The following is a 26,848-nucleotide window of genomic DNA, read 5'->3' as shown; positions in this document are numbered from 1 at the left end:
CCCCCCCCCCCCCCCCCCCCCCCCCCCACCCCCACCCTCATCGACCCCACAGGAGGGCTCCATGTCGCGCATCGACGACGACCGTCAGCTCGGGGACCAGGTCACTCCGGCAGGGGCGCGGGCCACGCAGGTGGCGTCCACCTCCGCCGGTGTGCCGACCGGGCAGGCCGGCGTGCCCGGGTCCCGGCGCACGCGCTCCCGCCCACGCGGCGGCATACGCGGCAGGGAGGGCACGGCCGGGTGGCTGTTCGTGGCCCCCATGATCGTGATCCTCGGGCTCTTCCTCGTCATCCCCATCGGGATGGCCCTCTGGGTGAGCTTCACCAACTGGCAGGGCAACACGAACCCCTTCTCCGTCGGGCAGGGCACCGACGTCGTGGGGCTGAAGAACTACACCGACCTCTTCGCCCGTGACGGGCTGACGCGCGACAACTTCATGCAGTCGATCGGCAACACCTTCTACTACGTGCTGCTCGTCGTGCCCCTGCAGACCATCCTCGCGCTCGGACTGGCGCTGCTCGTCAACAACACGATGCTCAAGGGCCGCAGCTTCTTCCGGACGGCGTTCTACTTCCCCTCCGTCACGAGCTCCATCGCCATCGCGACGGTCTTCCTCTTCCTCTTCTCCAACACCGGTGCGGTCAACGCCTTCCTCGGCTTCTTCGGCATCGACGGCCCACAGTGGTTCAGCGACAGCCGCGGGCTGCTCCACCTCGCCTTCAACGCGGTCGGGGTCGACAACCCGGGCTGGGCGCAGGCCGAGATCCTCGGCCGCAGCCTCTGGGACTGGCTCTCCGGGCCCTCGGTGGCGATGTTCGTCATCATCTTCCTCGTCATCTGGACGACGTCCGGGACCTTCATGCTGATGTTCATCGCCGCCCTGCAGGACCTGCCGGTCGAGATCGACGAGGCGGCGGCGCTCGACGGCACCTCCGGGTGGCAGAAGCTGCGCCACGTCACCCTGCCGATGATCAAGCCGGCGCTCTTCCTCGTCATCACCCTCGGCCTGATCGGCACGTGGCAGGTCTTCGACCAGATCTACGTCATGGGCAAGGGCGCTCCCGCCGGGACGACGCTGAGCCCCGCCTTCCTCTCCTACCAGCAGAGCTTCGGCAACTTCCGCTACGGCTCGGGCGCGGCGATGGCCTTCGTCGTCTTCCTCATCATCATCGTCCTGACCCGCGTCCAGCGACACGTGCTGACCGACAAGGACGAGCGCAAGCCCCTCTTCAGAGTCGGAGGTCGCAAGTGAACGCCCGCAAGTCCAACCCGGTCAAGACGATCCTTCTCTACACGGCGCTGCTCGCCTTCGCGGTGCTGTTCATCTACCCCTTCCTCATCCAGATCTCGACGTCGTTCAAGACCGACCCGGACGCCGCCAACAACCCCCTGTCCCTGCTGCCGAACCCCTTCACGACGCAGACGTGGCAGCGCATCTTCGGACAGAGCGGTGACTCGTCCGTCCCGATCACGACGTGGCTGCAGAACTCCGTGGTCATCACGCTCGTGGTCACGGCCGCGCGAGTCTTCCTCGACTCGCTGGCCGGCTACGCGCTCTCGCGGCTGCAGTTCCGGGGCCGTAAGGCGGTCTTCACGGCGCTCCTCGCCGTGATGGCCGTGCCGGGTGTGGCCCTGCTGATCCCCAAGTTCCTCATGGTCAACTACCTCGGGATCTACGACACCTACACCGCAATGATCCTGCCGCTCATCGTCGATGCGGCCGGGGTCTTCATCATGAAGCAGTTCTTCGACTCCGTGCCGGTGTCGGTCGAGGAGGCGGCGCGGATGGACGGCGCGAGCATCTTCCGCACCTTCTGGTCGGTCGTGCTGCCGATGGCCAAACCGGCCCTGATCACCCTGACGATCCTGTCCTTCCAGGGGTCGTGGAACGAGTTCTCGCACTTCCTCGTCGTCACGAAGGGGACGCCGGAGCACCAGACGCTCGTCACCGGCCTGGCCAGCCTGACGAGCGGGCAGCTGGGCGCCGGCACGCAGTACCCGCTCAAGCTCGGCACCGCCCTGCTGACGACGATCCCGGTGGCCCTGATCTTCTTCGCCCTCCAGCGATACTTCATCCGGGGCGCCAACGAGGGCGGCGTCAAGGGCTGAGGCGCCCGCGGACAGACGGCCGGTGGCGGGTCCTTCGCGGACCCGCCACTCGCCGACGAGATGGCGAGGGTATGGAGGTGGCATGCCAGAGCTCACTCGCCCGCAGACCCCGGACGACACGATCGGCGAGCGCGACCTCACCACCTGGCACACCGGCCTCGGACGCTGGCTCGTGAGCGTCTTCGGCGCGCTCGCCCGCATGTCCCGTCCGGCCGCCCGACGCGTCGCCTCCTGGTCGACGGCTCACCTGGCGTTCGTCGTCTTCGCCGCCATCGCCCTGGTCGTCATGGTCGCCCTCGTCGAGGGGATCGAGACCGTCTACGAGGGCGTCGTCGGGCGTGACGGCCTGACCACGGTCGACCAGCCGGTGCTGGACACCGCCATCTCGCTGCGCTCCCCCGGCCTCGACTCCGCCGTCACGACCTTCACCGACATCGGCGGCCCCGTCGGCATGCCGATCCTCGCCCTCGTCGTCGTCGCCGTCATCACGTGGCGCCGCCGCCGCTGGACCCCGATCGTGCTCACCCTCATCGCGGCCGCAGGCTCGCTGGCCATGACCATCGTGGGCAAGAACCTCGTCGACCGGGCCCGACCGCCGGCCTCGCTGGCCGTGCCGCCACTGGAGATCTCGCCGTCGTTCCCCAGCGGCCACACCCTCAACGCCACCGTGCTGACGACGATCGTCGTCTACCTCGTGCTCATCGAGACGACCGCCGCCTGGCAGCGGACCCTCGCCCTCACCCTCGGCACGCTCTTCGCCCTCACGATGGGCCTGTCCCGCGTGTTCCTCGGACACCACTGGCTCACCGACGTCCTGGCCGGCTGGCTCATCGGGCTGGCGTGGGCCCTGGCCGTCATCACCGCGCACCGCCTCTGGCTCACCCTGCGCGAGCGACCGGAGGTGACGGCCACGGGCGCGGCCGCGGCGGCCGCCGGGGACTGAGGCGACGGCATACGACCGAGGGGTCACGCCTCCTAGGATCGGAAGGGTGAAGCCGGCGATCATCCTCGTGTCCCAGACCCGCTGCGAGCCGCTGCTCGACGAGTTCGGGCGCTACGCGCGCGACTACGACCTGGTGGCCGCCACCTCCGCGCACGAGGCGAAGGAGGCGGCCAAGCGCGTCACCGCCGACGGGGGCCAGGTGGCGATGTTCGTCTCCGAGTCACGCCTGCCCGACGCGGCGGTGCTGGAGGCGTTCCACTGGTGGCGCGCCACCGTGCCGACGGCGCGGCGGGTCATCGCCGCGCACGTCTCCACGTTCCGCGACGACGCTGAGCAGCTGCGCAGCGGCATGGCCACCGGCAAGTACGACGCCTACCTGCTCGCCCCGCGTGGGGTCCGGGATGAGGAGTTCCACACGGCCATCTGCGAGCTGCTCTCCGACTGGGGCTCGACCGTGGCCGAGCCGGAGGTGGTGGCGGTGGCCATCATCTCGCCGGTCGAGGACGCCCTGACGTTGGGCATCCGGGACTACCTCGACCGGATGGGCATGCCCAACCGCGTCTACGCCCCCGACAGCGACAAGGGCCGGCACGCCCTCGCGATCGCCGTGGAGGAGGGCGTGGTGGAGCCCGAGTATCCCCTCGTCATGGACCTCAACCAGCGGGTCTCGCCGGCCCACAGCGTCCGCGACGTCGCCATCCGCATCTTCGGCCGGCCCGTCGACGTCGACGTCGCCCGGGTCGTCGACGTCGCCATCGTCGGCGCCGGGCCGGCCGGGCTCGCGGCCGCGGTCTACGCCTCCTCCGAGGGGCTCTCGACGGTCGTGGTCGAGGCGGAGGCGATCGGCGGCCAGGCCGGGACGTCCTCGATGATCCGCAACTACCTGGGCTTCCCGCGCGGGATCTCCGGCATGCGCCTCTCCCAACGGGCGCGCAACCAGGCGATCCGTTTCGGGACGCAGTTCTTCACCGGCTGGCCGGTCACCACGCTGACGCCGGGATCGGTCGACGACCAGGGCGTACAGGCCCCGCACGTCGTGCGCACCGACGGCGGAGACGTCCAGGCCCGCGCCGTCGTCGTGTCGGCAGGCGTGGAGTACCGCCGTCTGGGCGCGCCCGGCATCGAGCAGCTCGTCGGGCTCGGCGTCCACTACGGCAGCGCGATGACGGCAGCTCGCGAGATGGAGGGCTCCGACGTCATCGTCGTGGGCGGCGGCAACTCCGCGGGCCAGGCCGCGATCCACCTAACCCGCTTCGCCAGGTCGGTGACGATCCTCGTCCGGCGTGAAACGCTCGTGGAGACGATGTCGAGCTACCTCGTCGGCGAGATCGAGTACAACCCGCGCATCACGGTGCAGGGCTGCTCCGAGGTGGTCGGAGGTGGCGCCGGTGACGACGGACGGCTCGGCTGGGTCACGCTGTGCGACACCAGGACCGGCGAGCAGGAGCGCCGCGACTGTCGGGGCCTGTTCCTGCTCATCGGCGCGGCGCCGCACTGCGACTGGCTGCCCGACGAGGTGGCCCGCGACGCCCGCGGCTTCGTCCTGACCGGGCGCGACGTCCCCCAGGCCCGCTGGCGGGACGGCCTGCCGCCGGAGAGCCTCGAGACGACCGTTGCCGGGGTCTTCGCGGTCGGCGACATCCGGGCGGGCTCGATGAAGCGGGTCGCGGCGGCCAGCGGTGAGGGCGCGTCGGCCGTGCCGTTCGTGCACGCCTGGCTCGACCGCACCCGCTGAGCCCACGGCCCGGGCTCAGAGGCGGATGAGCTGCCCGTCACGAAACGAGTAGCGGTATGCCGTCGTCGTGGCAGCCGGCAGGTTGGCCGGGTGCGAGGCGTGGTGGCGGTGCTGGTGCGGACCCGCGGCGGGCGTCGCGCTCACGGGGGTCAGCCCTCCGCTGATGCCGGCGGCCTGGGCCTGCCCGGCCCCTAGGGCCGCGGTGCCGACGAACGCGACGGCGACCGCTGCGCCGGCGGCGCCGAGGCCACGACGCAGCGCGGAACGGAGGGTCGAGGGGGCGGTGCCGAAGCGATGTGTCGTGTCCATGGCTTCACCGTCGCGTCGCTGACTGTGGAGGCTCTGTGGCGCAGGGATGCGTTGGGCGTGGACGGGGAAGCGTTGCGACGACAGCGCTTCCGCCACCGAGATCAGCGGCGCAGGACCCGGTCCATCTCCTCGGCGAGCACACGCGCGCCGTCGGCGCCCTCGGCGCGGAGCCCCTCGATGGCACCTGCACGGTCGGCGTCCGACCGGTTCTGGCTCAGCTTGGCCTTGCCCTCGACCGAGTCGACAGCCACCTCGATGCCGACGATGGCACGCAGCTGGCCACGGACGTACTTGGTCGGGGCATCGGTCACCGCCCAGGGATGGTCGCGGCCGTCCTCGTGACGCTCGGTGAGACGCGTGACGACGTCGAGGACCCAGTCCGGGTCGTCGTGGACCGTGACCGCGCCACGCAGGTGCACCTCGCTGTAGTTCCACGTCGGCACCACTCGCCCGTGCTCGGCCTTGCTGGCATACCAGGAGGGCGAGATGTACGCGTCGGCGCCGCTGACGACGACGAGCGCGGGCGAGCCGGGCGCGATACGCGTCCAGTGCTCGTTGGCGCGCGCGAGGTGGCCGATGACGCGATCGCCCTCGACGACCACCGGCAGCAGCGTCGCGTCGGGGCGACCGTCCGGGCCGACCGTGAGCAGATGCGCGGCCGGGTGTCCGGCGAGGAAGGCCGCGACGTCCGGGTCCGCCATGGCGTTGGCTCTGGGCACGTACATGTCCCGATGGTCGCACGCGGAGCACGCAGGGAGCCCGCCGATGGTCGTCGGCGGGCTCCTGCGGAGGTGCCAGGGGACGCGAGGTGGGGAACGGCGCTGTGCCGGACTCAGCTGTGCCGGTGGGGCGCTCGGCGAGGTGCTGCCGCCCAGGGTCGGGGGCTTTCGGCGTGCGCGGCGGGCACCGCGTGGAGGTCGGCCCGCCCGGTGGCCGCGTTGCGTCCGGCGCGGGCTGGACGCTCGGCTGACGGGTCGAGGCGCTCGGCGAGACTGCGCAGCAGGTGCGCTGCGCGCACGTGCCGGCGGGGGCGGTCGGCCGGCTGGGGTGCGTGGTGCCGGGCGGCCGTGCGGACCGCGATGACGTCGCGGGCGATCGCCTCCTGCGGCGTGAGGCTGACGGTCCAGGCGCTCATGCGAGGCTCACCTGTGCCCGCTTGACGCGGATGTCGCCGCTGCCGGAGTGCACGACGAGCCGGGCCTGGGCCTCGGCGTCGCCGGGTCCCGCGGTCTCCTCCAGGTCGATGTCGACGTCGCCGGTGACGGTGTTGAGGTCGAGGTACGCCGCGACTCCCTGCGCCACGGCGATGGTGACGTCGCCCGTGCCGGTCTTGGCCCGGACGGCGCCACCGTGCACTCCGTCGAGCCTGACGTCGCCCGTGCCGGTGACGAGCTCGAGCTCGCCCGTCGAGGCGCCGACCTGGAGGTCACCCGAGCCGGTGCGGGCCTTGACGGTCGCGTCGGAGCGGCGCAGGGCGATGTCGCCGCTGCCCGAGACCAGGTCGACACGGCCGCCGGCCGTGCCGATCGTGATGTCGCCCGAGCCGGTCTTGGCCTCGGCGTCCCCGCGCGCGGACTGGACTGTGATGTCCCCCGAGCCGGACTTGAGGCCGGCCGCGCCGACCTCGTGGAAGCTGAGGTCGCCCGAGCCGGTGGCGGCGCGGACGTCACCGAGCAGGCCGGAAGCGGCCACGTCGCCAGACCCGGTCCGGACGTCGACGGCGCTCCGCGTCGGCAGCTCCACCTCGACGTCGACCGACCCCTTGGTGCCGAGGCCGAAGAAGCCGTCGCGCAGCTTGGGCGAGATGACGGAGACGTCGTTGCCGCGCGCCTCGACGGTGTACTTCTCCGCGAGCTCGGCGCCGTTCTTGCCGTGCGGGTGCAGCCGGACGGTGGTCGACGGGCCGTCACCGGTCGTCAGCGTCACGTCGCCGACGAGCAGCTCGACCTTGAGGTTGATGGGACCCGTGGTGTCGAAGCGGGTCTCGAGGGTGGTGCCCATGGGATGTCCCCTTGTCTCAGGATGGGTCGTGCAGAGGTGGTCGTGCGGGGGTGGTCGTGCAGGTGGTGCGTCGTCCGGTGGCGGCGAGGCGGGTCAGCGGACCCAGCCCTGCACCCGCTTGTTGGAGGATCGGTTGCGGCCGGGGGCGCCGGGCCCGAACTGCGGGCCGGGCGGCATCGGCGGGAAGCCGGGCATCGGTGCAGGCCCGTGCCCCGTCTGGGTGGCAGCCCGGACCGCCCCGACGATCCAGGTGTTGAGCGACTGGCCGCGGCCCGTCGCCAGCTCCTCGGCACGCACCTTGAGGGCCTCGGGCAGGCGGAGGGTGATGCGGGCCGTCTCCGCGCCCTCCTCGTCGGTCGACACCATTGTGGTGTCACCGACGTCGACGGCCTGGGTGTCGTCGGCGACGGCCGACGGGCCGGCCCCCACGACGACGAAGACGGGCTCGCGGCCCTGCAGTCGCACCTCGACGGAGATGCCTTCGAGCTCGTTGGTGATCTCGGCCGCAGCGTGGGAGAGAGCGTCCATCAGAGCCAGACGGGCGGAGGAGTCGAGCGCGAAGCCGATCCGCTCAGCGGCCTGCTCGGTCTCCGGACCCATCGCCCTGGCCGCCTGGGCGAGATCCCGACGCAGTGCGTCGACGTACTCGGTGATGTCCATGCGCATCACGATGACACCGTAGTGGTGTCATGTCAACACCATGATGACATCGGGTTTCGGTCGGGTACGTTCAGGCGGCCCCTTTCCCTCCCTCGCGAAAGGCCGCCGCATGCGCAGCCTCGGCACGTCAGACCTCCCGTTCGTGCGGTTCCTGTCCTCCGTCATCGAGAAGGTCTCCTCGCGCTCCCGCTCGCGGCAGTTCGTGCGGGTGATGAACCGCATGGGAGCCTCGCCGGCCGCGATCCTGCCCCACGTGCGGGACTCCCCGAACTTCACCGACCGCCGCTTCCACGGCGAGGAGCCCTCCCTGCGACCGCGCATCCGCGCCCAGACCAGCGCCTTCATCGCCGCCGTCCGGGTCCACGGTCGGGGCAAGCCGGTGGCCGCCGTGCCCATCGTCCCCGCGCAGCCCCCCGAGCAGCCGGGCCAGCTCGCCGTCACGTGGTACGGCCACGCGACCAGCCTCCTCGAGATCGACGGCGCCCGCTTCCTGCTCGACCCCGTCTTCAGCGAACGCGTCTCCCCGGTCCGGCACGTCGGCCCGAGGCGCACTCATCCGACGCCCGGGTCCATCGCCGACATACCGAACATCGACGCCGTCCTCATCAGCCATGACCACTACGACCACCTCGACCAGCCTTCGATCGTGCGGCTCGAGGAGACCCACCGGCCGCACTACGTCGTGCCCCTCGGCGTCAACGCGCACCTGCTGACCTGGGGCGTGCCTGCCTCGCGCATCACCGCCCTCGACTGGCGCGGCGAGACCGAGGTGGCCGGCATCCGGCTGACCTGCACCGAGGCCCGGCACAACTCCGGCCGCGGCCTCGTCGACAGCCAGACACTCTGGGCCGGCTGGGCCCTGCACGGCCCCCGCCACAGCGCCTACTTCCCCGGCGACTCCGGCACCTCGAAGCGATTCGCCGCCATCGGGGCCGACCTCGGGCCGTTCGACCTCACCCTCATGCCGGTCGGCGCCTACGACCCGTTCTGGCCCGACATCCACATGGATCCGGAGCAGGCCGTCGCCGCGCACCGGGACGTCAACCGCATCGGCGACGAGGCCCGCGCCCTCACCGCCGACGCCGCGGGAGTCGCCGACGACTTCATCGAGGGCGACCAGCGCATCGACACCCCCGGCGGCGTCCACGAGGAGGGCGAGCGCACGGAGACCGACCGCACCGTCGAGACGGCAGCGCGCACCTCACTCCTCGTCCCCGTCCACTGGGCCACCTTCAACCTGTCGATGCACTGGTGGTCGGAGCCGGTCCGCCGGCTTCGCCGGGCAGCGGCCCAGGCACAGGTGCCGGTCGCCTTCCCCCGAGTCGGTGAGCGCGTCGACCTCGACTCCCGCGACGCACACGCCGTCGCCGCCCGGCACGCAGAGCCGTGGTGGCAGCAGTGCGCGGCGCCCGAGGACTGTGACTGACCCCGCCGGGCCAGGGGGTCCACGAAGGCGCGCCACCCGGCATACAACCTTGGGAACTCAGCAGGCCCGCGCGTCGCTGGACGAGAATGACGGCAGCCCGCACCCGCGCGGCCGCCACCCCGTGAGGCACCACAGGCAGGAGAAGCCCGTGCAGCTCCCGATCCTCCGCCGGATGGGTGCGCCGACCGCGATACAGCGTCGGCGCGCCACGGCGTCACCGAACTACCGCGACGGCGAGTTCCGCTCCCACGAGCCGACCCACGTCGTCGCGACGTCCGAGGCCGAGGGCCCCGGCAGCATGGCCATGACCATGCTCCGGGAGTTCGGGCGCGGCCGCCCCCGCGGCGCCGTGCCGCTCGTGACCCCGCGGCACCCGCACGAGGCGGCCGACCTCGCGGTCACGTGGTACGGCCACGCGACGAGCGTCGTGGAGCTCGACGGCCGGCGCTTCCTGCTCGACCCCGTCTTCGGCAAGCGGGCCTCGCCGTCCGTCGTCGCAGGGCCCAAGCGGCTGCACCCGGTGCCCGGCCGCATCGCCGAGCTCCCGCGGCTCGACGCCGTGGTGATCAGCCACGACCACTACGACCACCTCGACGAGCCCTCGATCCGCGAGCTCGAGCGCACCCACCGGCCGCACTACGTCGTGCCCCTCGGCGTCGACGAGCACCTGCGGGCCTGGGGCGTTCCCACCGGGCGCATCACGAGCCTCGACTGGCGTGAGGAGACGCGGGTCGCCGGCATCCACATCACGTGCACCGAGGCCCGCCACTTCTCGGGGCGGGGCTTCGTGCGCAACCAGACGCTGTGGGCGGCGTGGTCGCTGCGGGGTCCGCGGCACGCGGTCTTCTTCGGCGGTGACTCCGGGCCGACCCACCGCTACACCGACATCGGCGCCGACCTCGGGCCCTTCGACCTGACGATCATCCCGATCGGCGCCTACAGCGTGCACTGGCCCGACATCCACCTCAACCCCGAGGAGGCCGTCAAGGCGCACCTGGCGCTCAACCGCGGCCGGACCGACTCGGTGATGCTGCCGATCCATTGGGCCACCTTCAACCTCGCCACGCACTGGTGGAGCGAGCCGATCCGGTGGGCGCGGCGCGCCGCCGCGGAGCACGGGGTGCGGTTGGTCGCACCGCGTGTCGGCACGCGAGTCCAGCTGAGCGACAAGGACGTCGATGAGGTCGTTGCCGCGCACCAGGACCCGTGGTGGGAGGCGTGCGCCGCGCCCGAGGATCGCGACCAGTAGGTCAGCCCGGCCGGCGGACCGCCCTCACCGATCGCTCGCCGGGACTTCGAGCACCGGCTCGCTGGCGTATGCCGTGTCGTGGCGGTCCGTCGGTCCGCCCACGACCGCGTCGGCGGGCCTGCGGAAGATCCACCGCTGCATCGCCACGAACCGGACGGCCGTCGAGAGCACGTTGGCCACGGCCACGACGACGGTCTGCACGAGCGGGCTCGCCGAGGGCGCGACCGCACCGAGCAGCGCGAGGGCAAGCGTCGTGGCGGTGTAGGTGATGGCGAAGATGACCAGGGCCTGGCCGTGGTGGGTGACGAGCCGGCGACGGCCCGAGATGCCGAAGGTCCACACCCGGTTGAGGCCGGTGTTGAAGAGGGTCGCCACGACGAGGGCGACACCGTTGGCGACCTGCGAGGGCGCCCCGCCCCGCACCAGGGCCGCGAAGAGGCCGAGGTGCAGGACGGTGGACAGCGCACCCACGCCGGCGAACCGGAGGACCTGCTGCGAGAGGAGCTGACGCGGCAGCGACGTGAAGGTCGACATGGTCGTCACGTCAGGGGCTGCGTCAGGTCGTAGAACGTCGAGCCGCCGATCGTCAGGGACGTGAAGTTGGCCTCGACCCACGAGCTGATCTCGGACGACGCGCTGCTGCCGCCGTTCTGGTTGCCGAATCCCCGTCCGCCGCTGGCGAAGTAGTGGATCTGGCCGTTCGCGACGTACTCCTTGAACTGCGCGAGCGTCGGGCTGGGGTCCGAGCCGTTGAAGCCGCCGATGGCCATGACGGGCAGCTGCGTGCCGAGCTGGAGCCCGGCCGCGGTCTGCGACCCGATCGCTGCGGCGACCCACGTGTAGCGGCTCGCGTCGGCCGAGAGGGCCGCAACCACCGCGGTGCTCGGCGTCGAGGCGTCGAGCAGTCCGCCCGGGCCTCCGCCGGTCCGACCTGTCTGCGGACCACCCTGGGTGGTCCCGTTGGCGCCTGTCGGCCCCTGGAGCTGCGGCAGGGTGCCGCCGGCCGCGCCACCGGGTCCGCCGGCGCCGCCTGGCCCGCCCGCGCCACCGGGACCACGGCTGGAGCCGGCAGGACCGGCCGTCACGATGGAGCCGCTGTGCCCCTGCGCGGTGGTCGACACGGCATACGCTCCCGGGCCGGCGAGTGCCGCCACGAGCGCCGCGGCGAGCACGAAGGGGACGGCGCGAGCGTGCATCCAGCGCGTCGCGAGGATGAGGAGGGCCGCCGCCATGCCCACGGCGAGCACCGAGACCCGCAGCCAGTCGCCGTAGGCCGTCGTGCGTGAGAGGAGGATGAAGCACCACGTCGCAGCCGCCGCGGTCGCCGCGGCGAGGGCGATCGTGGCGACCGCGCTCGAACGGCGCTGCCAGGCCTCGACGGCACCCATGCCGACGACTGCGCCGATCGCGGGGGCGAGGGCCACGGTGTAGTACTCGTGGAAGATGCCGGCCATGAAGGAGAAGACGAGCATCGTGACGACGAGCCAGCCGCCCCAGACGAGGTAGGCCGCGCGGCGCAGGTCGGTGCGCGGCCGGCGGCCCCGCAGCCACAGGCCGGCCGCGAGCAGGATCAGGGCGCTCGGGATCAACCACGAGACCTGGTCGCCCACGCTCGACGAGAACATCCGGAACAGGCCGGTCGACCCCCACATGCCGCCACCCGTCGCTCCCGCCGGGCCGCCGCCACCGACCGAGCCGGTCTCGTTGCCGCTCAGGCGGCCGAAGCCGTTGTAGCCGAACGTCAGCTCGAGGAAGGAGTTGGTCTGGCTGCCGCCGATGTAGGGGCGGGCCGAGGCCGGCACGAGCTCGACGATGGCGACCCACCAGCCGGCCGACAGCACCATCGTGCCGACGGCGAGCAACGAGTGGACGATCCGCTTGCGCAGGGTCGTGGGGGCAGCGATGAGGTAGGCGAGCCCGAAGAAGGGCACCACGAGCAGGACCTGGAGGGTCTTGGTGAGGAAGCCGAGGCCGATGAAGACGCCGACGATCATCATCCACTTGGGAGACGCCTGCTCGATCGCCTTGACGGTGGCCCAGGCTCCGAGCGCCATGAGGAGGGTGAGGAGCGCGTCCGGGTTGTTGAAGGTGAACATCAGGGCGGCGACGGGCGTCAGCGCGAGGACGACGCCGGCGATGAGGCCCGCGGCGGCGCCGAACTGGCGCTTGACCGTGGCGTAGACGACCCCGACCGTCGCGACCCCCATGAGCGCCTGCGGCAGCAGGATGGCGAAGGAGCTGAGCCCCAGGAGGCGCACCGACAGGGCCATCACCCACAGGGAGGCCGGCGGCTTGTCGACGGTGATCGAGCTCGCGGCGTCGGAGCTGCCGAAGAAGAAGGCCTTCCAGCTCTCGCTGCCCGCCTGGACGGCGGCCGAGTAGAAGGAGTTCGCGTAGCCGCTCGCCGTGAGGTTCCACGTGTAGAGCACCAGCGTGACGAGCAGGAGGCCGAGGAGCGCCGGGCGCGCCCACGACGGGTCGGCGTCGGCGCCGCGCCAGAGGCGGTGGAGCCGGCCGAGACGACCCCCTCCGGCGGCGGGAGGCTGGGTGGTCTGGGGGCCGGGCTGCGCCGTGCCCCGGGGCGCCGGGGCGGTGTGTCCCGCCGCGCCCGTGGTGAAGGTCATCGTGTCCATGGCTCCACCGTCGAGCCCGCCCCTGTGCGGGTGCTATGTCCGGACTTTGGCGCGGTGATGAGTGCCGGGTCGGGGAGCCGCGGGTCAGGGAGCGGCGGGCAGCAGCAGCGAGAACGTCGTGTCGCCCGGACGGCTGTCGAGCTCGACGCGACCGCCGTGTGCCTTGCTGACGGCAGCGACGATCGACAGCCCCAGACCGGTGCTGCCACCCGCCCGCACCCGGGCGTCGTCACCGCGGGCAAAGCGCTCGAAGACGTTGGGCTGCAAGGACTTCGGCACACCGGGACCGTCGTCGTGGACGGCGACCCGGACCCACTCGCCCTCCGGCCGCACCGACGTCGTGACCCGGGTGCCGTCCGGGGTGTGCGTGCGGGCGTTGGCGAGCAGGTTGGCGACGACCTGGTGCAGCCGGGCGCCGTCCCCGGTGACCTCGACCGGCTCGGGAGGCAGGTCGAGGTCCCAGTGGTGGCCGGGCGAGGCCGCGTGGGCATCGCTGACCGCGTTGATGACGAGCATCGACATGTCGACCGGAGCCTCGTCGAGGGGGCGGCCCGCGTCGAGGCGCGCAAGGAGCAGGAGGTCCTCGACGAGCGAGCTCATCCGGTTGGCCTCGGACTCGATGCGGCCCATCGCATGCGTCACTGTCGCAGGGACGGTGTCCGGCTCGCGACGCGACAGCTCGGCATACCCCTTGATCGAGGCCAGCGGCGTGCGCAGCTCGTGCGACGCGTCGGCGACGAACTGGCGCACCCGCTGCTCGCTCTGGTGCCGGGCGTTCAGTGCCTCGTCCACGTGGTCGAGCATCTCGTTGAAGGCGGCGCCGACCTTGCCGACCTCCGTGCGCGTGTCGGTGTCGGCGGGGTCAACCCGCTCGACGAGCGCGACCTTGCCTGAGTCGAGGGGGGTCTGCGAGACGGTCGTCGCCGTCGTGGCCAGCCGGCGCAGCGGTTCGAGGTTGCGCCGCACCAGCCAGGTGCCGAGCAGGCCCACGAGGAGGATGCCCGCGGCCACGGTGCTGATCGCGAGCACGACCATGCGCTGCACCGTGCGTTGCTGCTGCGCGACGGGCAGGCCGACGACGAAGGTTCCGCTGGTCACGGTCCTCGTCTGCTGGTTGACCAGCGACCCGGTCGACGACACGAGCCGGTAGGGGCCGAGGCCGTCGAGCGACACCGTGGTGGGCTGGGGGCCGAGCCCTGCGGCGCTCAGGCCGCCCAGCTGGCTGGCCGACAGCGGCACGCGCTCACGTCCGGCCGACGACGCGGTGCCCGCCGCCGTGGGGATGTCGGCCGTCGGTGTCGTGGGGAAGAAGGCGATGAGCCCTTCGTCACCGGGGCCGCGCGGACCACCGCCGTCCCGGCCGCCGAGACCGGTGTCGAAGGGCCGGCCGTTGACGAGCTGCGACACCGAGGTGCGCAGCTGGTCGTCGACCTGTCCGGTCAGCTGGCGGTCGAGGGCGACCACCGTGAAGGCGCCGGTCGCGAGACTGAGCACCGTGAACAGGGCGAGCATCGAGGCGACCAGCTTCGCGCGCAGGGTCCACGCCGACCACGGGCGGACGCGCGCCCCGGCGTTCGAGAGGCGCTGGGGCAGCGAGGGTCGCGGCGTCGGCTGGGCTGACGACACGGCAAATGTTCTCGTGTCGTCGCGCTCCTCGTCGTCGCGAAAGTCGCTTCCCTCACCGAAGAGGTCGGGCGCGCTCGCGCCGTCGTCGTCCGGGAGGTCGAGCGGCGTCGGACGGTCGGGCAGCTCTGTGCCGGTTTCAGACGGCCGGCTTGAGGACATACCCGGCCCCTCGCATGGTGTGGATCATCGGCTCGCGGCCGGCGTCGATCTTCTTGCGCAGGTAGGAGATGTAGAGCTCGACGACGTTGGCCTGGCCGCCGAAGTCGTAGTTCCACACGCGGTCGAGGATCTGCGCCTTGGACAGCACGCGCTTCGGGTTGCGCATCAGGTAGCGCAGCAGCTCGAACTCAGTTGCGGTCAGGTGGATCTCGTCGCCGCCGCGCATCACCTCGTGGCTGTCCTCGTCGAGCGTGAGGTCACCGACGACGAGCATCGAGTCGGAGGACGACACGGCGACGGTGGTGCGCCGCATCAGCGCGCGCACCCGTGCGACGACCTCCTCGAGGGAGAAGGGCTTGGTGACGTAGTCGTCGCCGCCGGCGGTGAGCCCCGAGACGCGGTCCTCGACGGCGTCCTTGGCGGTGAGGAAGAGGACGGGGACGTTGCTGTTGTCGGCGCGCATGCGGCGCAGCACCTCGAGCCCGTCGAAGTCGGGCAGCATCATGTCGAGCACGACGGCGTCGGGGTCGAACTCGCGGGCCGCGCGTACGGCCTCCATGCCGGTGCCGGCGGCACGCACCTCCCAGCCCTCGTAGCGCAGCGCCATGCCGAGCAGCTCGGTGAGGTTGGCCTCGTCGTCGACGACGAGCACCCGCACCGGGGATCCGTCGAGTCGCTGGAGTCGCGCCGCTGCGGGCTTGGTCTTCTCGGTCATGGTCCCAGTGAAACCCCTGGGGCTGTGCCATGACCAGTACCTTCCTGTGTGCGGCCTGTGGAGCCGCTGTTCCCAAGTCCCAGCACGTCGATGGCTGGACCACAGCGCTCGCACAGCCAGCGGTTCGAGTGTGGCTCCCATGAGCAACGACTCCACGCCACCGGCCGCAGCCGACCAGCCGAAGCCGGGTCTGCCGCAGTTCGACCCCAACGCACCGGCCGGCCACCCCGCGGCTGGTGACACCGAGCACCTCCCGTCCGTCGGCTCGACCAGCGAGCTCCCGGTGACGCCGCCCAGCGCTCCGTACGCGTATGCCGTGTCGCCCGGCGGCTCGGCACCCATCGCCGGTCCCGACGTGCCCCTCTCACCCACCGGCCTGCCGGTCCGCGAGAAGTCCGCCGCGGCGGGCACGGGTGACGGCCCGCGCTGGAGCGCCAAGAAGACCGCCGTGACCGCCGGCCTGGCACTCGTTCTCGCCTCGGCCGGTGCCATCGGCGCGGCCGCCGCGCTGCCGGCCGGCTCGGCCGGTGGCGACACCGGTTTCCGTGGCCCGGGTGGGGGACGCGCCTTCCGCTTCCCCGGCGGCCAGCAGGGCCTGCAGAACCCGAACCAGCAGAACCAGGGGCAGCAGGGCGCCGGCCCGCAGCAGCTGCCGAACCTGCAGAATGGCTCCCCGGGCGGGCTCAACGGGATCGACCCGAACCAGCTGAGCCAGCTCGACCCGCAGGACCTGCTGCAGCAGCTGAACCAGCTGGGCCAGGGCTCCGACCCGTTCTCCGACGACCAGGGTCAGGACCCTGGCCCCGACGACTCGGGTTCCGGCACGACCGGCACCACGAAGACGACCTGATCAGCGACGCAGCGCAGCCGCGTACTCCTCGAGCGCCCTCGTCGCCCGGTCGATCTCGTCCTCGACCCGGGCGACGAGGACTTCGTCGGCGAGCCGGCTTGCGGCGCCGAGGTCCTCGACCTGCTTGCACACCTCGGCCAAGGTCGCGGCGCCGAGGTTGGACGCAGACCCCTTGAGGCCGTGGGCGATCCGGCCCTGGCCCTCGGCGTCCCCGTCGCAGCGCGCCGCCCTGAGCTCGGCGAGCCGCTCACGCGCGCCCCGGCCGAAGCGGTCGATGAAGCGCAGCAGCAGCGAGGGGTCGCCCGGCTCGAGGTCGCGCAGCTCCTCGAGGCGCCGCAGGTCGAGCACGTCGGCGCCCACGACCGGGCCGTCCGACGTCCCGGTCGGGCCGTCGGGCGACCGAGCGAGGTCTGCCGGCCCCCCGCCCGAACGCCCCGAGCGCGATCCGGATCCGGGCCCCGGGCCGGTCCATCGCTGCAGCGTCGCGGCGAGCAGCCCGACGTCGATCGGCTTGGTGAGGAAGTCGTCCATCCCGGCCTGCAGGCACCGCTCGCGCTCCCCCGCGATGGCGGAGGCCGTCATGGCGATGACCGGCAGGCGGCGGCCCGGCTCCTCCCGCTCCCGGATCGTGCGGGTGGCCTCGTAGCCGTCCATCCGGGGCATCTGGCAGTCCATCAGCACGGCCACGATCTCGTCGCGGTGCGCCGCGTGCGCCGCGACGCCTTCGGTCCCGTTGCCGGCGAGCCGCACGGCGTAGCCGAGCGCCTCGAGCACCCCCTGGGCCACGAGCTGGTTGACGTCGTTGTCCTCCACGACGAGCACGGTGCCGAGGCGTCCGTCGGGGGCGGACACGTGTCCGTCCATGCCGCCGGGCGCGGGCTCCGGGCCGAGGAGGTGGCCGCCGGCCACGTCGGCCATCGCGTCGAAGAGGGCGGAGGGCATGACCGGGGACATCAGCGTCGCGTCCACCCCGGCCTCCTCCAGCGTCGCCGGGTCGGGAGGCGGCTGCTGGGCGCACACGAGCACCACGCGTACGCCGGCGAAGCGTTCGTCGGAGCGGATCAGCCGGGCCACCTGCAGTCCGCCGGTCCCCGAGCCGGGGTCGTCGAGGACGACGACGTCGACCGGCGTGCCGCCACGGTGGGCGCCGTCGAGCTGCACGAGGCCCTCGACGCCGGAGGCGGCCGACGAGACCGCCACCGACCAGGCCGCGAGCTGCTCCTCGACGCGCTGACGGTGACCGGCGTCGCTGCCGACGACGAGTGCCTGCAGCTCGGACACGGCAGCCGCCGTCGACGGCGAACGCCCGACGCTGCGGCCGGACGCCGGCTCGAACGCCGCCGTGAACCAGAACCTGCTGCCCTGCCCCGGCTCGCTGTCGACGCCGATCTCGCCGCCGAGGGCCGTGACGATCTGGCGGCTGATCGCGAGTCCCAGCCCGGTGCCGCCGTACTCACGCGTCGTCGACGAGTCGCCCTGGGAGAACGACTCGAACACCCGGGACCGCACCTCGGGACCGATTCCCGCACCGGTGTCGGTCACCTCGACGCGCAGGACGGGTCCGTCCTCGGACGCGTGGTCGAGGGCGAGGTGCACGACGACCCTGCCGGAGTCCGTGAACTTCACTGCGTTGCTCGTGAGGTTGGCGACGACCTGCCCGAAGCGCACCGGGTCACCGGACACCATGAAGGGCAGGTCGGGCCCGTGGGTCACCGAGAGGTCGACCGACTTCGCGCGGGCGCGCTCGGCGAGGAGGGCCACACCCCGCTCGAGCACGGCCGCCGGGTCGAAGTCGACAGACTCGAGCTCGAGACGCCCGGCCTCGATCTTGGACAGGTCGAGGATGTCGTTGACGAGCTCGAGCAGCACGCGCCCCGCCTGGTCGATCCCGTCGGACAGTCGGCGCTGGTGCGGCGTCAGCTCGGTCCGGCGCAGCAGCTCGGACAGGCCGATGACCCCGTTGAGCGGGGTGCGGATCTCGTGGCTCATCGTGGCGAGGAAGGCGGACTTCGCCCGGGACGCCTCCATGGCGGCGTCGCGCGCCTGGGCCAGTCGCTCGGCGGTCCACTCCCGGTCCGCCACCCGCGCGAAGAGGCCGGTGATCTGCTCGATCGTTGTGGCGTCGGACTCGAGTGGAGGTGTGGCGCTGCGCATGTCGAGCACGACGACGCAGGCCACGCGTCCCTCGTTGACCACCGGCACCGCCACGAACGTCGAGCCCTCCGCGGAGGACTGGGCCACGACCGAACTGCTCGAGGTGGCCCGGGTGGCCAGCTCCGTCCCGAGCGCCAGCGCGACCGGCCCGGCGTCCCTTCCCTCGGCCGCGACGACCGGCTCCCCGAGCCCACCCTCGGCGTCCACAACCGCGCCCAGCACCGGGCGCCAGGTCGTGTGGCGCGCCACCTCGACGAGAACGGCGGGAAGGGCCTCGTCGAGAGTCGCCGAGCGGTTGGCCGCGGTCGCCATGGCCGTCATGAGGGCGAGGGCCTGCTCTGCGTCCTTCTTCTCGGTGATGTCCTGCGTCGTGCCGCCCACCCTCGTCGCACGCCCCTCGGAGTCACGGGCGACGAGGCCTCGCCCGCGGATCCAGGCGACCTCGCCGTTGCGCCGTACGACCCGGCCGTCGAACTCGAAGCCGTCGCCGGACGCCAGCGCCGTGCCGATGTGCTCCGACACGGCAGGGCGGTCGTCGGGATGCATCCGTGAGAGGAAGCTCTCGGAGGTGGGGTCCGTCTCGTCCGGGTCCAGGTCGTAGATCCGGACGAGCTCGGGAGACCACGAGACCCGGTCGGTGGCGAGGTCCCACTCCCAGCTGCCGACCTTGGCGATGGCCTGCGCCTCGGCGAACTGGTCAAGCAACCTGCGCTGGGCACTGTGCTCGCTGACCCGGTGCATCCAGCCCCGGCGCACACCCGCCTCGTCGACGAGCGGGGAGTGCGACACGAGCGCCCAGAAGCGCTCGCCCCTGGAGTCCAGGAGGCTGCACTCGAGGTTGTCGCCCGGTACGCCGGCGGTCGCGAGCTCCGCGAGGTGCGCCCGGAACTGCTCCTTGCCGACGTCGTCGACCGCCTCGAACACCGAGAAGCCCACCATGTCGTCGGGTTCGCGCCCGAGCAGCTGGGCCATCCTCGCGTTCGCGAAGAGCGTGCGGCCGTGCTCGTCGAAGACCCACAGACCGTCGGGAGAGGCGGCGACCATCCAGCGGAAGAGGTCGCCGGCCTCCGCGTCACCGACGCCGCGATTGCCCGACATGTCACGATCCTCGCGCATGCCGGCGGTTCGCGCTCGCAGGTCGGCCCGGTTTGCGTCTCGCGCCGATAGGTGAGGCTCACCTACCGTGACACCTGCCCCGCGCAGGTGCCACGATCGGAGGAGCCCCCGCCCCTGATCGGAGCACCCGCCATGGTCGATGTCCGCGCGTCCGACGAGTCGACACCCATCGACTCCAGCCACGACCGCGACGAGCCGCACGGGTCCAGCACCGGCAGCCGCCTCAACTGGCTGCGCGCCGGCGTCCTCGGCGCCAACGACGGCATCGTCTCGACGGCCGGTGTCGTCGTCGGCTTCGCCAGCGCCACGAGCGACAAGGGCGCGATCGTGCTCGCCGGCGTCGCCGCCCTGTCGGCGGGCGCCATGTCGATGGCCGCCGGCGAGTACGTCTCCGTGAGCACCCAGCGCGACTCCGAACGGGCGCTCATCGCGCTCGAGACGCGGGAGCTGCACGAGGACCCGGAGGGCGAGCTCGAGGAGCTGACCCAGCTCTACGAGGCCAAGGGCATGCGGCGCGAGCTCGCTGCCGAGGTCGCTCGCGAGCTGACCGCGCACGACGCCCTGGGCGCGCACGCCGAGGCGGAGCTCGGCATCGACCCCACCGACCTGACCAACCCGTGGCACGCCGCGGGCGCCTCTATGGTCGCCTTCGTCGTCGGCGCGATCCTGCCCCTCGTGACGATCACGTTCAGCCCCCCGTCGGTGCGCATCCACGTCACGGTGGTCAGCGTCGCTGCGGCGCTGGCCCTCACCGGCTGGCTGAGCGCCAGGCTCGGCCACAGCGCGGTGCCGCGTGCCGTCCTGCGCAACGTCGCCGGAGGCCTGCTCGCCATGGCGGTGACGTATGCCATCGGCGCCCTGGTCGGTGTCAACCTCACCTGAGAGCACGGCATACGACCCGATCGGCCCTGACGGGCTGTAGAGTCGAGGGTGTTCCTGCGCCGGTCCGTGGCGCATCTGCCGGATCCGGCTCCCACGTCTTGCGTGGCGCGCCACCCGGCCCGGGACACCGGGCGCGCGATGGCGCGTCCACCGGGACTCGAGCCGAGTCCGCCTCCGACACCGAGTCAGGGTGTCGCGGGGGCCCACCGGCTCGTCGTCCGCCGCGTCATCAGGAGGAACATGGCAACGCGCGTCCGCCGTCGGGCCACCGACGGCCAGGGCCAGAACCAGGGCCAGAAGCAGGCCCAGAACCACACTCAGCGGAAGGCCACCGCCCGCCGTGACGACCCCGCACCGCTGATTCCCGTGCTCGCCCGACGGGTGCGGGAGGTCGAGTCACGTGTGTCGAGCAAGGGCAAGGCCAGCCCCTCGAACCGGACGAAGTTCCTCGTCGTCGCGCTGCTGATGCGCTCCGAGCGCGCCCGCGTCCGCGAGGACGCCTCGATCCCGCACGCCACTCGCGCCGACCTGCTCAAGCGCCTCGACGGGATCGCGACGATCCTCGCCCAGATCGCAGCCCGCGACACGAGCCTGCTGACCCTGCTCGACGCCGACGCCAAGCCCGGCCCCGCCGCACAGCAGATGCGCCGCGACTGGCTCCTCGAGTCCGGCGCCGAGCTCGCCGAGGAGGACCTCGTCGTCCAGGCGCCGGAGCCGGCCAAGCCCGTCGTCCCGCCCCAGATCGCCGCCCGGCAGGTCATGCCGCAGTCGGTGCCGTCGCGGGCGCTCGCCAACCCGTTCCTGACGCCCGACCTCACCCGGGTGCAGAACGACTACCTGCCCAGCCGCCTCGCCGGCTGGGACCTGCTGAGCCCCCTCTACCGCGCCTTCGAGCAGGGCGCCGGCGGTGAGGCCGCGTCGATGGAGCTGCCGCCCACGCCGCAGATCGACCGCTTCTCCCCTCCCGGCTCGCAGCTGATGGTCCACCAGTCCCGCTTCCTGCAGAGCGTGCAGGAGGGCCACCGCACCTTCCTGCTCGCCGACGAGCCGGGCCTGGGCAAGACCGCTCAGTCCGTCATGGCCGCCTCGATCGCCGGCACCTACCCGATGCTCGCCGTGGTGCCCAACGTCGTGAAGATCAACTGGGCGCGTGAGGTCGAGCGCTGGACGCCACAGCGGCGCGTCACCGTCATCCACGGCGACGGCAACGACGTGGACGCCTTCGCCGACGTCTTCGTCGTCAACTACGAGATCCTCGACCGGCACTTCGGGTGGCTCTCGAGCTTCGGCTTCCGTTCGATGGTCGTCGACGAGGCGCACTTCATCAAGAACCTCGCGTCCCAGCGCTCGCAGCAGGTGCTCGCCCTCGGCGACCGCCTGCGAGAGACGGCGCCCGGCGGCGACCCGCTGCTCATCGCCCTCACCGGAACCCCGCTCATCAACGACGTCAAGGACTTCGACGCGATCTGGCGCTTCCTCGGCTGGATCAAGGACGGCCGGCCCACCGCGCAGATCGTGCGCCGCCTCGACGAGACCGGCTACACGCCGGCCGACCGCGCCTTCTACCCCGAGGCGCGGCGGGCCGTGGTCGACATGGGCATCGTGAGGCGCCGCAAGGTCGACGTCGCCAAGGATCTGCCCGACAAGCGGATCGCCGACATCACGGTCGAGCTCGACGACGACCTCGGCCGCTCGATCCGCGAGGCCGAGCGCGCCCTCGGCCGTCGCCTCGCCTCGCGCTACCGGGCCCTGCTCTCGCAAGGTGAGGGGCACGAGCACGACGACGAGCCGGACGTCGCCCTCATGCGCCGGGTGGCCGGCGCCGAGCTGCGGGCCGCCTCGGCCGAGAAGGGAACCGACAACGTCTTCTCCCTCGTGCGGCGCATCGGTCAGGCCAAGTCCACGCTCGCGGCCGACTACGCCGCCCAGCTGTCGCACTCGGTCGGCAAGGTCGTCTTCTTCGCCAAGCACATCGACGTCATGGACGCCGCCGAACGCGTCCTCGCCTCGGCGGGGCTGCGCACGGTGTCGGTCCGTGGCGAGCAGACCTCGAAGCAGCGCCAGGAGGCCATCGACGCGTTCCAGAAGGACCCGGAGGTCGCAGTTGCCGTCTGCTCGCTGACTGCCGCGGGCGTCGGGCTCAACCTGCACGCCGCCTCCAACGTCGTGCTCGCCGAGCTGTCGTGGACCGCGGCCGAGCAGCAGCAGGCCATCGACCGCGTGCACCGCATCGGTCAGGACGAGCCCGTCACAGCCTGGCGGATCCTCGCCTCCGGCACCATCGACTCGAAGATCGCCGAGCTCATCGACGCCAAGCAGGGCTTGGCCGCCCGAGCGCTCGACGGCAGCGACGAGGACATCACCGCCGGTGACACCCTCCAGCTGGACGCGCTCGTCGAGCTGCTCCGCCAGGCGCTCACGGAGGCCTGAGCCCGCCGGCCGAACGGCGCGGGCGGGACCGTGGTGCCGGCCTGTCGGTCCGCGGCGGGACGTATGGCCCTACCTCCTCAACGGTTCGCGCAGTGCACTGGGAAGGTGCCGCTGAGTGCGGCGCCGAGGAGGAGACATGAGGCCCACGATGCACGCGATCGTCTACCACGGCCCGGGCCAGAAGGCCTGGGAAGAAATGCCCAAGCCCAGCATCCGGGATGACACCGACGCCGTCGTCAAGGTCGACACCGTGACGATCTGCGGCACCGACCTGCACATCCTCAAGGGTGACGTCGCCGCCGTCACGGACGGCCGGATCCTGGGGCACGAGGCGGTCGGCACCGTCGAGGAGGTGGGGCCGGGCGTCAAGAACGTCAGGCCGGGCGACCGCGTGCTCGTGTCGTGCATCACCGCGTGCGGCTCCTGTCGCTACTGCCGTGACGGCAGCTACGGCCAGTGCATCGGTGGAGGCGGCTGGATCCTCGGCCACAAGATCGACGGCACGCAGGCGGAGTACGTCCGGGTCCCGTTCGCGGACACCTCGACGTACGCCGTCCCCGAAGGTGTGACTGACGAGGAAGTACTCATGCTCGCCGACATCGGGCCCACGGGCTACGAGGTGGGTGTGCTGAACGGCCGGGTCTCGCCCGGTGACGTCGTAGCGGTGGTGGGCGCCGGCCCGGTCGGGCTCTGCGCCATCATGGGTGCCAAGCTGTTCAGTCCGGCGCACGTCGTGGCCATCGACCTGGCCGATGCCCGACTCGAGGCGGCCAAGCAGTTCGGCGCCGACATCACGGTGAACCCCTCGCGCGAGGACGCCGTGGCCATCGTCCGTGACCTGACGCAGGGCCTCGGCGCAGACGTCGCCATCGAGGCCGTGGGGGTCGCACCGACGTTCGAGCAGTGCGCTGCGCTCGTGCGCCCCGGCGGCACGGTCGCCAACGTGGGCGTCCACGGCGGCCCGGCCACCCTTCACCTCGAGGAGCTCTGGATCCGGAACGTCACGATCACGACCGGCCTCGTCGACACCTACTCGACACCCACCCTGCTGAGGCTGCTCGCGGCGCACCAGATCGACCTGGCGCGGTTCGTGACGCACCGCTTCCCGATGGGTGAGTTCGTCGACGCCTACGACACCTTCGCCCGTGCCGCTGACACCGGCGCCCTCAAGGTGGTGCTGACGAGCTGAGCCGCGGTCGCTCAGAGCTCGACGTGCATGATCCGCAGGTCCACGCGCTCCCCGGTCGGGAGCTCGTGGGCCTTGGGCACGGTGCCGACGACCGTGAAGCCGAGTGTCTCGTAGAGCCTGACCGCGCCAGTGTTGGTGGCGACGACGGCATTGAACTGCATTGCGGCATAACCGGACTCGCGCGCCCAGTCGAGCGAGTCGACCACGAGGGCCCGCCCGACACCCCGGCCCCGCGCGTCCGCCGTGACCATGTAGCTCGCCGTGGCGACGTGCGAGCCGGGTCCGGGACGGTTGCGCCCCATCTTCGCCGTGCCGAGCACGCGGTCACCGTCGACCGCGACGGCGACTCGGCCACCGGGACCGTTCTCGAGCCAGACGGCCCGCGCCTGCTCCTCGGTCAGGTCCGTCGGGAAGGGGAAGGTGTCGCCAGCGAGGACGACCTCCTCGATGACCGGCCACACGCGGGGCCAGTCGGCGTCGTCATAGTCGCGGACGACGGGAGTTGCTGACACGTGGATTGCCTTACTTCTCAGGAACGTTGGCGTCGAGCTCGTTGAGCCACGTCGCCGACGTCACGTCGGACGGCATACGCCATTCGCCTCGCGGCGACAGGGCGCCACCCGCCACGACCTTCGGGCCGTTCGGCAGTGCCGAGCGCTTGAACTGGTTGGCGAAGAAGCGCCTGACGAAGACCTGCATCCAGTGCCGGATCGTCTCCAGGTCGTAGGCCGTCCGCTCAGCCTCCGGGTAGCCCGCGGGCCACTCCCCCGCCTCGCTGTCGCACCACGCCTGCCAGGCGAGGTAGGCGATCTTCGACGGGCGGAGACCGCGGCGCAGCACGTGGTAGAGCGTGAAGTCCTGCAGGGCGTACGGGCCGATGATCGCCTGGGTGCTCTGCGGCTTGTCACCCTCCCTGGCGGGGACGAGCTCCGGGCTGATCTCGGTGTCGAGGATCGAGGTGAGCGTCTCGCCGACGTGGTCCTCGAACTGGCCGGAGGAGACGACCCAGCGGATGAGGTGCTGCATCAACGTCTTCGGGACGCCGGCGTTGACGCCGTAGTGGCTCATCTGGTCGCCGACGCCGTAGGTGCACCAGCCGAGGGCCAGCTCGGACAGGTCTCCGGTGCCGAGGACGATCCCCCCGCGCTGGTTGGCGATGCGGAAGAGGTAGTCGGTGCGCAGGCCGGCCTGGACGTTCTCGAAGGTCACGTCGTAGACCTCCTCGCCCCGGCCGAACGGGTGGCCCATCGCCTCGAGCATCTGCGTGGCGGCCGGGCGGATGTCGAGCTCTTCCCACGTCACGTCGAGCGACTCCATCAGGGCGATGGCGTTGCTCTTGGTGTGGTCGCTGGTGGCGAAGCCGGGCATCGTGAAGGCGAGGATGTCGCGGCGCGGTCGGTCCAGACGGTCCATGGCCTTGGCAGCGACGATGAGGGCGTGCGTGCTGTCGAGCCCGCCGCTGACGCCGATGACGATCTTCGGCTGCCCGATGGCGCGCAGCCGCTGCTCGAGCCCCGAGACCTGGATGTTGTACGCCTCGTAGCAGTCGAGCGCGAGGCGGTCCTCGTCGTCGGGCACGAAGGGGAAACGGTCGACCTTGCGCAGCAGGCCGATGTCGCCGGCCGGAGGCCGGAGCTCGAGCTCGATGGTCCGGAAGCCGCCGGTGCGGTCGGCGAGCGTGCGCCGGTTGTCGTCGAAGGTGCCCTGGCGCTGGCGCTCCTGGCGGAGCAGGTCGAGGTCGATGTCAGCCACCGAGGCGCGCGGTCCCTCGGGGAAACGCTCGCTCTCGGCGAGCAGGAGGCCGTTCTCGTAGACCATCGTCATGCCGTCCCAGGACAGGTCGGTCGAGCTCTCCCCCTCACCGGCGGCGGCGTACAGGTAGGCGGCGAGGCATCGCGCGGAGGCGCTGCGGGCCAGCAGGTGGCGGTCCTCGGCGCGCGAGACGGTGATGGGCGAGCCGGAGAGGTTGGTGAGGATGGTCGCGCCGGCGAGCGCTGCCTCGTGGCTCGGCGGGACCGGCACCCAGAGGTCCTCGCAGACCTCGACGTGCACGACGAAGCCCGGCACGTCGGTGGCGCGGAAGAGCAGGTCGGGCCCGAACGGCACGCGGTCCCCCGCGACGTCGATGAGCTGGCCGCGCTGGTCGTCCCCCGGGGCGAAGTGGCGACGCTCGTAGAACTCGCGATAGGTCGGCAGGTAGGACTTCGGGGCGACGCCGAGGATGCGCCCGGCGTGGATGACCACGCCGCAGTTGTAGACGCGCGAGCCCTTCTCGAGCGGTGCGCCGACGACGACCACGGGCCGCAGGTCGGCCGTGGCCTCGGCGATGCGCGCGAGCGCGTCGTCGACGGCATCGAGGAGCGGGTCCTGCAGGAACAGGTCGTCGATGGCGTAGCCGGAGAGGCAGAGCTCCGGGAAGATCGCCAGGCCGACGCCGTCGTCGTGGAGGTCCTGCAGCTGCTCGATGACCGCGTCTGCGGTGCGCTCGGGGTCGACCGCGACGATCGGCACGGTGCACGCGGCGACGCGGGCGAAGCCCTGGGCCCACGAGCTGTAGAAGTCCATGGGCCCCAGTCAATCGCACGAGGGCCTGTGACGCGGGACTCGCCCCGGCCCCTGCCCGGGAGCGGGCAACCCTACTACTATTAGTAGTAGTCAGGCG

At 71.9% G+C, this 26,848-nt stretch carries 22 protein-coding genes; 10 read left to right on the top strand and 12 right to left on the bottom strand.

Translation table 11 applies throughout. The features are described from left to right. Window positions 1-61: 61 nt before the first annotated feature. The 4 genes from AC3WRT_RS05965 (at window position 62) to AC3WRT_RS05950 (ending at window position 4,787) form a co-directional block, all read left to right on the top strand. Complete coding sequence (locus tag AC3WRT_RS05965; RefSeq protein ID WP_492720287.1) at window positions 62-1,252, top strand: carbohydrate ABC transporter permease; 1,191 nt, start codon at window positions 62-64, stop codon at window positions 1,250-1,252. Continuing rightward, complete coding sequence (locus tag AC3WRT_RS05960; protein WP_492720285.1) at window positions 1,249-2,109, top strand: carbohydrate ABC transporter permease; 861 nt, start codon at window positions 1,249-1,251, stop codon at window positions 2,107-2,109. The genes AC3WRT_RS05965 and AC3WRT_RS05960 overlap by 4 nt, the downstream gene beginning before the upstream one ends. Window positions 2,110-2,191: 82 nt before the next feature. Continuing rightward, complete coding sequence (locus AC3WRT_RS05955; protein WP_492720283.1) at window positions 2,192-3,052, top strand: phosphatase PAP2 family protein; 861 nt, start codon at window positions 2,192-2,194, stop codon at window positions 3,050-3,052. Window positions 3,053-3,098: 46 nt separating this feature from the next. Further along, window positions 3,099-4,787: an NAD(P)/FAD-dependent oxidoreductase gene (locus AC3WRT_RS05950; RefSeq protein WP_492720281.1), complete on the top strand. Its 1,689-nt coding sequence runs from the start codon at window positions 3,099-3,101 to the stop codon at window positions 4,785-4,787. 15 nt (window positions 4,788-4,802) lie between these two features. Here AC3WRT_RS05950 and AC3WRT_RS05945 read toward each other — a convergent pair whose 3' ends face one another. The 5 genes from AC3WRT_RS05945 to AC3WRT_RS05925 all read right to left on the bottom strand — a co-directional run bounded on the left by AC3WRT_RS05945 (window position 4,803) and on the right by AC3WRT_RS05925 (window position 7,757). Further along, window positions 4,803-5,096, bottom strand: coding sequence for a hypothetical protein (locus AC3WRT_RS05945; RefSeq protein WP_492720279.1), 294 nt, complete (start codon window positions 5,094-5,096; stop codon window positions 4,803-4,805). 101 nt (window positions 5,097-5,197) lie between these two features. Further along, window positions 5,198-5,821, bottom strand: coding sequence for an FMN-binding negative transcriptional regulator (locus AC3WRT_RS05940; RefSeq protein WP_492720277.1), 624 nt, complete (start codon window positions 5,819-5,821; stop codon window positions 5,198-5,200). A gap of 107 nt (window positions 5,822-5,928) precedes the next feature. Continuing rightward, the gene (locus AC3WRT_RS05935) at window positions 5,929-6,231 is read right to left on the bottom strand and encodes a hypothetical protein (RefSeq protein WP_492720275.1); all 303 of its coding nucleotides are present in this window, start codon (window positions 6,229-6,231) and stop codon (window positions 5,929-5,931) included. Continuing rightward, a complete protein-coding gene (locus tag AC3WRT_RS05930) occupies window positions 6,228-7,097 on the bottom strand; it encodes a DUF4097 family beta strand repeat-containing protein (protein ID WP_492720273.1) in 870 nt (289 codons plus the stop codon). The genes AC3WRT_RS05935 and AC3WRT_RS05930 overlap by 4 nt, the downstream gene beginning before the upstream one ends. Window positions 7,098-7,190: 93 nt before the next feature. Then, window positions 7,191-7,757 carry a toxin-antitoxin system HicB family antitoxin gene (locus AC3WRT_RS05925; protein WP_492720271.1) on the bottom strand — a complete coding sequence of 189 codons (567 nt, stop codon included), beginning with the start codon at window positions 7,755-7,757 and terminating at the stop codon, window positions 7,191-7,193. A 109-nt stretch (window positions 7,758-7,866) separates the two neighbouring features. On the opposite strand from AC3WRT_RS05925, the gene AC3WRT_RS05920 reads away from it, so the two are divergent. Then, complete coding sequence (locus AC3WRT_RS05920; protein ID WP_492720269.1) at window positions 7,867-9,183, top strand: MBL fold metallo-hydrolase; 1,317 nt, start codon at window positions 7,867-7,869, stop codon at window positions 9,181-9,183. Between the two features lie 148 nt (window positions 9,184-9,331). Next, entirely contained in the window at window positions 9,332-10,432 is a 1,101-nt protein-coding gene (locus AC3WRT_RS05915) for an MBL fold metallo-hydrolase (protein ID WP_492720267.1), read from the top strand. A gap of 24 nt (window positions 10,433-10,456) precedes the next feature. Here the strand turns inward: AC3WRT_RS05915 and AC3WRT_RS05910 are convergent, their stop codons facing one another. From AC3WRT_RS05910 to AC3WRT_RS05895, 4 genes are all read right to left on the bottom strand, one after another. Beyond that, window positions 10,457-10,966: a GtrA family protein gene (locus AC3WRT_RS05910; protein WP_492720265.1), complete on the bottom strand. Its 510-nt coding sequence runs from the start codon at window positions 10,964-10,966 to the stop codon at window positions 10,457-10,459. A gap of 5 nt (window positions 10,967-10,971) precedes the next feature. After that, entirely contained in the window at window positions 10,972-13,065 is a 2,094-nt protein-coding gene (locus AC3WRT_RS05905; protein WP_492720263.1) for a glycosyltransferase family 39 protein, read from the bottom strand. Between the two features lie 84 nt (window positions 13,066-13,149). Beyond that, complete coding sequence (locus tag AC3WRT_RS05900) at window positions 13,150-14,850, bottom strand: sensor histidine kinase (protein WP_492720261.1); 1,701 nt, start codon at window positions 14,848-14,850, stop codon at window positions 13,150-13,152. Then, window positions 14,828-15,565, bottom strand: a complete 738-nt coding sequence (locus AC3WRT_RS05895) for a response regulator transcription factor (RefSeq protein ID WP_492720259.1) — start codon at window positions 15,563-15,565, stop codon at window positions 14,828-14,830. Before AC3WRT_RS05895 ends, AC3WRT_RS05900 begins: the two co-directional genes overlap by 23 nt. A 139-nt stretch (window positions 15,566-15,704) precedes the next feature. On the opposite strand from AC3WRT_RS05895, the gene AC3WRT_RS05890 reads away from it, so the two are divergent. Next, window positions 15,705-16,415, top strand: a complete 711-nt coding sequence (locus AC3WRT_RS05890) for a hypothetical protein (protein WP_492720257.1) — start codon at window positions 15,705-15,707, stop codon at window positions 16,413-16,415. On the opposite strand, the gene AC3WRT_RS05885 is transcribed toward AC3WRT_RS05890, so the two are convergent. Then, window positions 16,416-19,667 carry a response regulator gene (locus AC3WRT_RS05885; RefSeq protein ID WP_492720255.1) on the bottom strand — a complete coding sequence of 1,084 codons (3,252 nt, stop codon included), beginning with the start codon at window positions 19,665-19,667 and terminating at the stop codon, window positions 16,416-16,418. It lies immediately after the preceding gene. Window positions 19,668-19,817: 150 nt separating this feature from the next. On the opposite strand from AC3WRT_RS05885, the gene AC3WRT_RS05880 reads away from it, so the two are divergent. From AC3WRT_RS05880 to AC3WRT_RS05870, 3 genes are all read left to right on the top strand, one after another. Beyond that, window positions 19,818-20,567, top strand: a complete 750-nt coding sequence (locus AC3WRT_RS05880) for a VIT1/CCC1 transporter family protein (protein ID WP_492720253.1) — start codon at window positions 19,818-19,820, stop codon at window positions 20,565-20,567. Window positions 20,568-20,807: 240 nt separating this feature from the next. Beyond that, window positions 20,808-22,997 carry a DEAD/DEAH box helicase gene (locus AC3WRT_RS05875; protein WP_492720251.1) on the top strand — a complete coding sequence of 730 codons (2,190 nt, stop codon included), beginning with the start codon at window positions 20,808-20,810 and terminating at the stop codon, window positions 22,995-22,997. Between the two features lie 148 nt (window positions 22,998-23,145). Continuing rightward, window positions 23,146-24,186: a zinc-dependent alcohol dehydrogenase family protein gene (locus AC3WRT_RS05870; RefSeq protein ID WP_492720653.1), complete on the top strand. Its 1,041-nt coding sequence runs from the start codon at window positions 23,146-23,148 to the stop codon at window positions 24,184-24,186. A gap of 11 nt (window positions 24,187-24,197) precedes the next feature. Here the strand turns inward: AC3WRT_RS05870 and AC3WRT_RS05865 are convergent, their stop codons facing one another. Both AC3WRT_RS05865 and AC3WRT_RS05860 read right to left on the bottom strand, forming a co-directional pair. Further along, window positions 24,198-24,698, bottom strand: coding sequence for a GNAT family N-acetyltransferase (locus AC3WRT_RS05865; RefSeq protein ID WP_492720248.1), 501 nt, complete (start codon window positions 24,696-24,698; stop codon window positions 24,198-24,200). Between the two features lie 10 nt (window positions 24,699-24,708). Further along, the gene (locus AC3WRT_RS05860) at window positions 24,709-26,751 is read right to left on the bottom strand and encodes an NAD(+) synthase (RefSeq protein ID WP_492720246.1); all 2,043 of its coding nucleotides are present in this window, start codon (window positions 26,749-26,751) and stop codon (window positions 24,709-24,711) included. Window positions 26,752-26,848 lie beyond the last annotated feature (97 nt).

This window comes from Terrabacter sp. FW104-15G4B (genome assembly GCF_058790095.1).
The sequence above is the reverse complement of the archived record's forward strand: the minus strand, read 5'-3'. Positions and strand labels throughout refer to the sequence as shown.

Bases quoted from the DNA above. Each gene is read 5' to 3' on its own strand.
- AC3WRT_RS05965 (WP_492720287.1), top strand. From the start codon at position 62: ATGTCGCGCATCGACGACGACCGTCAGCTCGGGGACCAGGTCACTCCG.
- AC3WRT_RS05955 (WP_492720283.1), top strand. From the start codon at position 2,192: ATGCCAGAGCTCACTCGCCCGCAGACCCCGGACGACACGATCGGCGAG.
- AC3WRT_RS05945 (WP_492720279.1), bottom strand. From the start codon at position 5,096: ATGGACACGACACATCGCTTCGGCACCGCCCCCTCGACCCTCCGTTCC.
- AC3WRT_RS05940 (WP_492720277.1), bottom strand. From the start codon at position 5,821: ATGTACGTGCCCAGAGCCAACGCCATGGCGGACCCGGACGTCGCGGCC.
- AC3WRT_RS05935 (WP_492720275.1), bottom strand. From the start codon at position 6,231: ATGAGCGCCTGGACCGTCAGCCTCACGCCGCAGGAGGCGATCGCCCGC.
- AC3WRT_RS05930 (WP_492720273.1), bottom strand. From the start codon at position 7,097: ATGGGCACCACCCTCGAGACCCGCTTCGACACCACGGGTCCCATCAAC.
- AC3WRT_RS05925 (WP_492720271.1), bottom strand. From the start codon at position 7,757: ATGGACATCACCGAGTACGTCGACGCACTGCGTCGGGATCTCGCCCAG.
- AC3WRT_RS05920 (WP_492720269.1), top strand. From the start codon at position 7,867: ATGCGCAGCCTCGGCACGTCAGACCTCCCGTTCGTGCGGTTCCTGTCC.
- AC3WRT_RS05910 (WP_492720265.1), bottom strand. From the start codon at position 10,966: ATGTCGACCTTCACGTCGCTGCCGCGTCAGCTCCTCTCGCAGCAGGTC.
- AC3WRT_RS05905 (WP_492720263.1), bottom strand. From the start codon at position 13,065: ATGGACACGATGACCTTCACCACGGGCGCGGCGGGACACACCGCCCCG.
- AC3WRT_RS05900 (WP_492720261.1), bottom strand. From the start codon at position 14,850: ATGTCCTCAAGCCGGCCGTCTGAAACCGGCACAGAGCTGCCCGACCGT.
- AC3WRT_RS05895 (WP_492720259.1), bottom strand. From the start codon at position 15,565: ATGACCGAGAAGACCAAGCCCGCAGCGGCGCGACTCCAGCGACTCGAC.
- AC3WRT_RS05890 (WP_492720257.1), top strand. From the start codon at position 15,705: ATGAGCAACGACTCCACGCCACCGGCCGCAGCCGACCAGCCGAAGCCG.
- AC3WRT_RS05885 (WP_492720255.1), bottom strand. From the start codon at position 19,667: ATGTCGGGCAATCGCGGCGTCGGTGACGCGGAGGCCGGCGACCTCTTC.
- AC3WRT_RS05880 (WP_492720253.1), top strand. From the start codon at position 19,818: ATGGTCGATGTCCGCGCGTCCGACGAGTCGACACCCATCGACTCCAGC.
- AC3WRT_RS05875 (WP_492720251.1), top strand. From the start codon at position 20,808: ATGGCAACGCGCGTCCGCCGTCGGGCCACCGACGGCCAGGGCCAGAAC.
- AC3WRT_RS05870 (WP_492720653.1), top strand. From the start codon at position 23,146: ATGCACGCGATCGTCTACCACGGCCCGGGCCAGAAGGCCTGGGAAGAA.
- AC3WRT_RS05860 (WP_492720246.1), bottom strand. From the start codon at position 26,751: ATGGACTTCTACAGCTCGTGGGCCCAGGGCTTCGCCCGCGTCGCCGCG.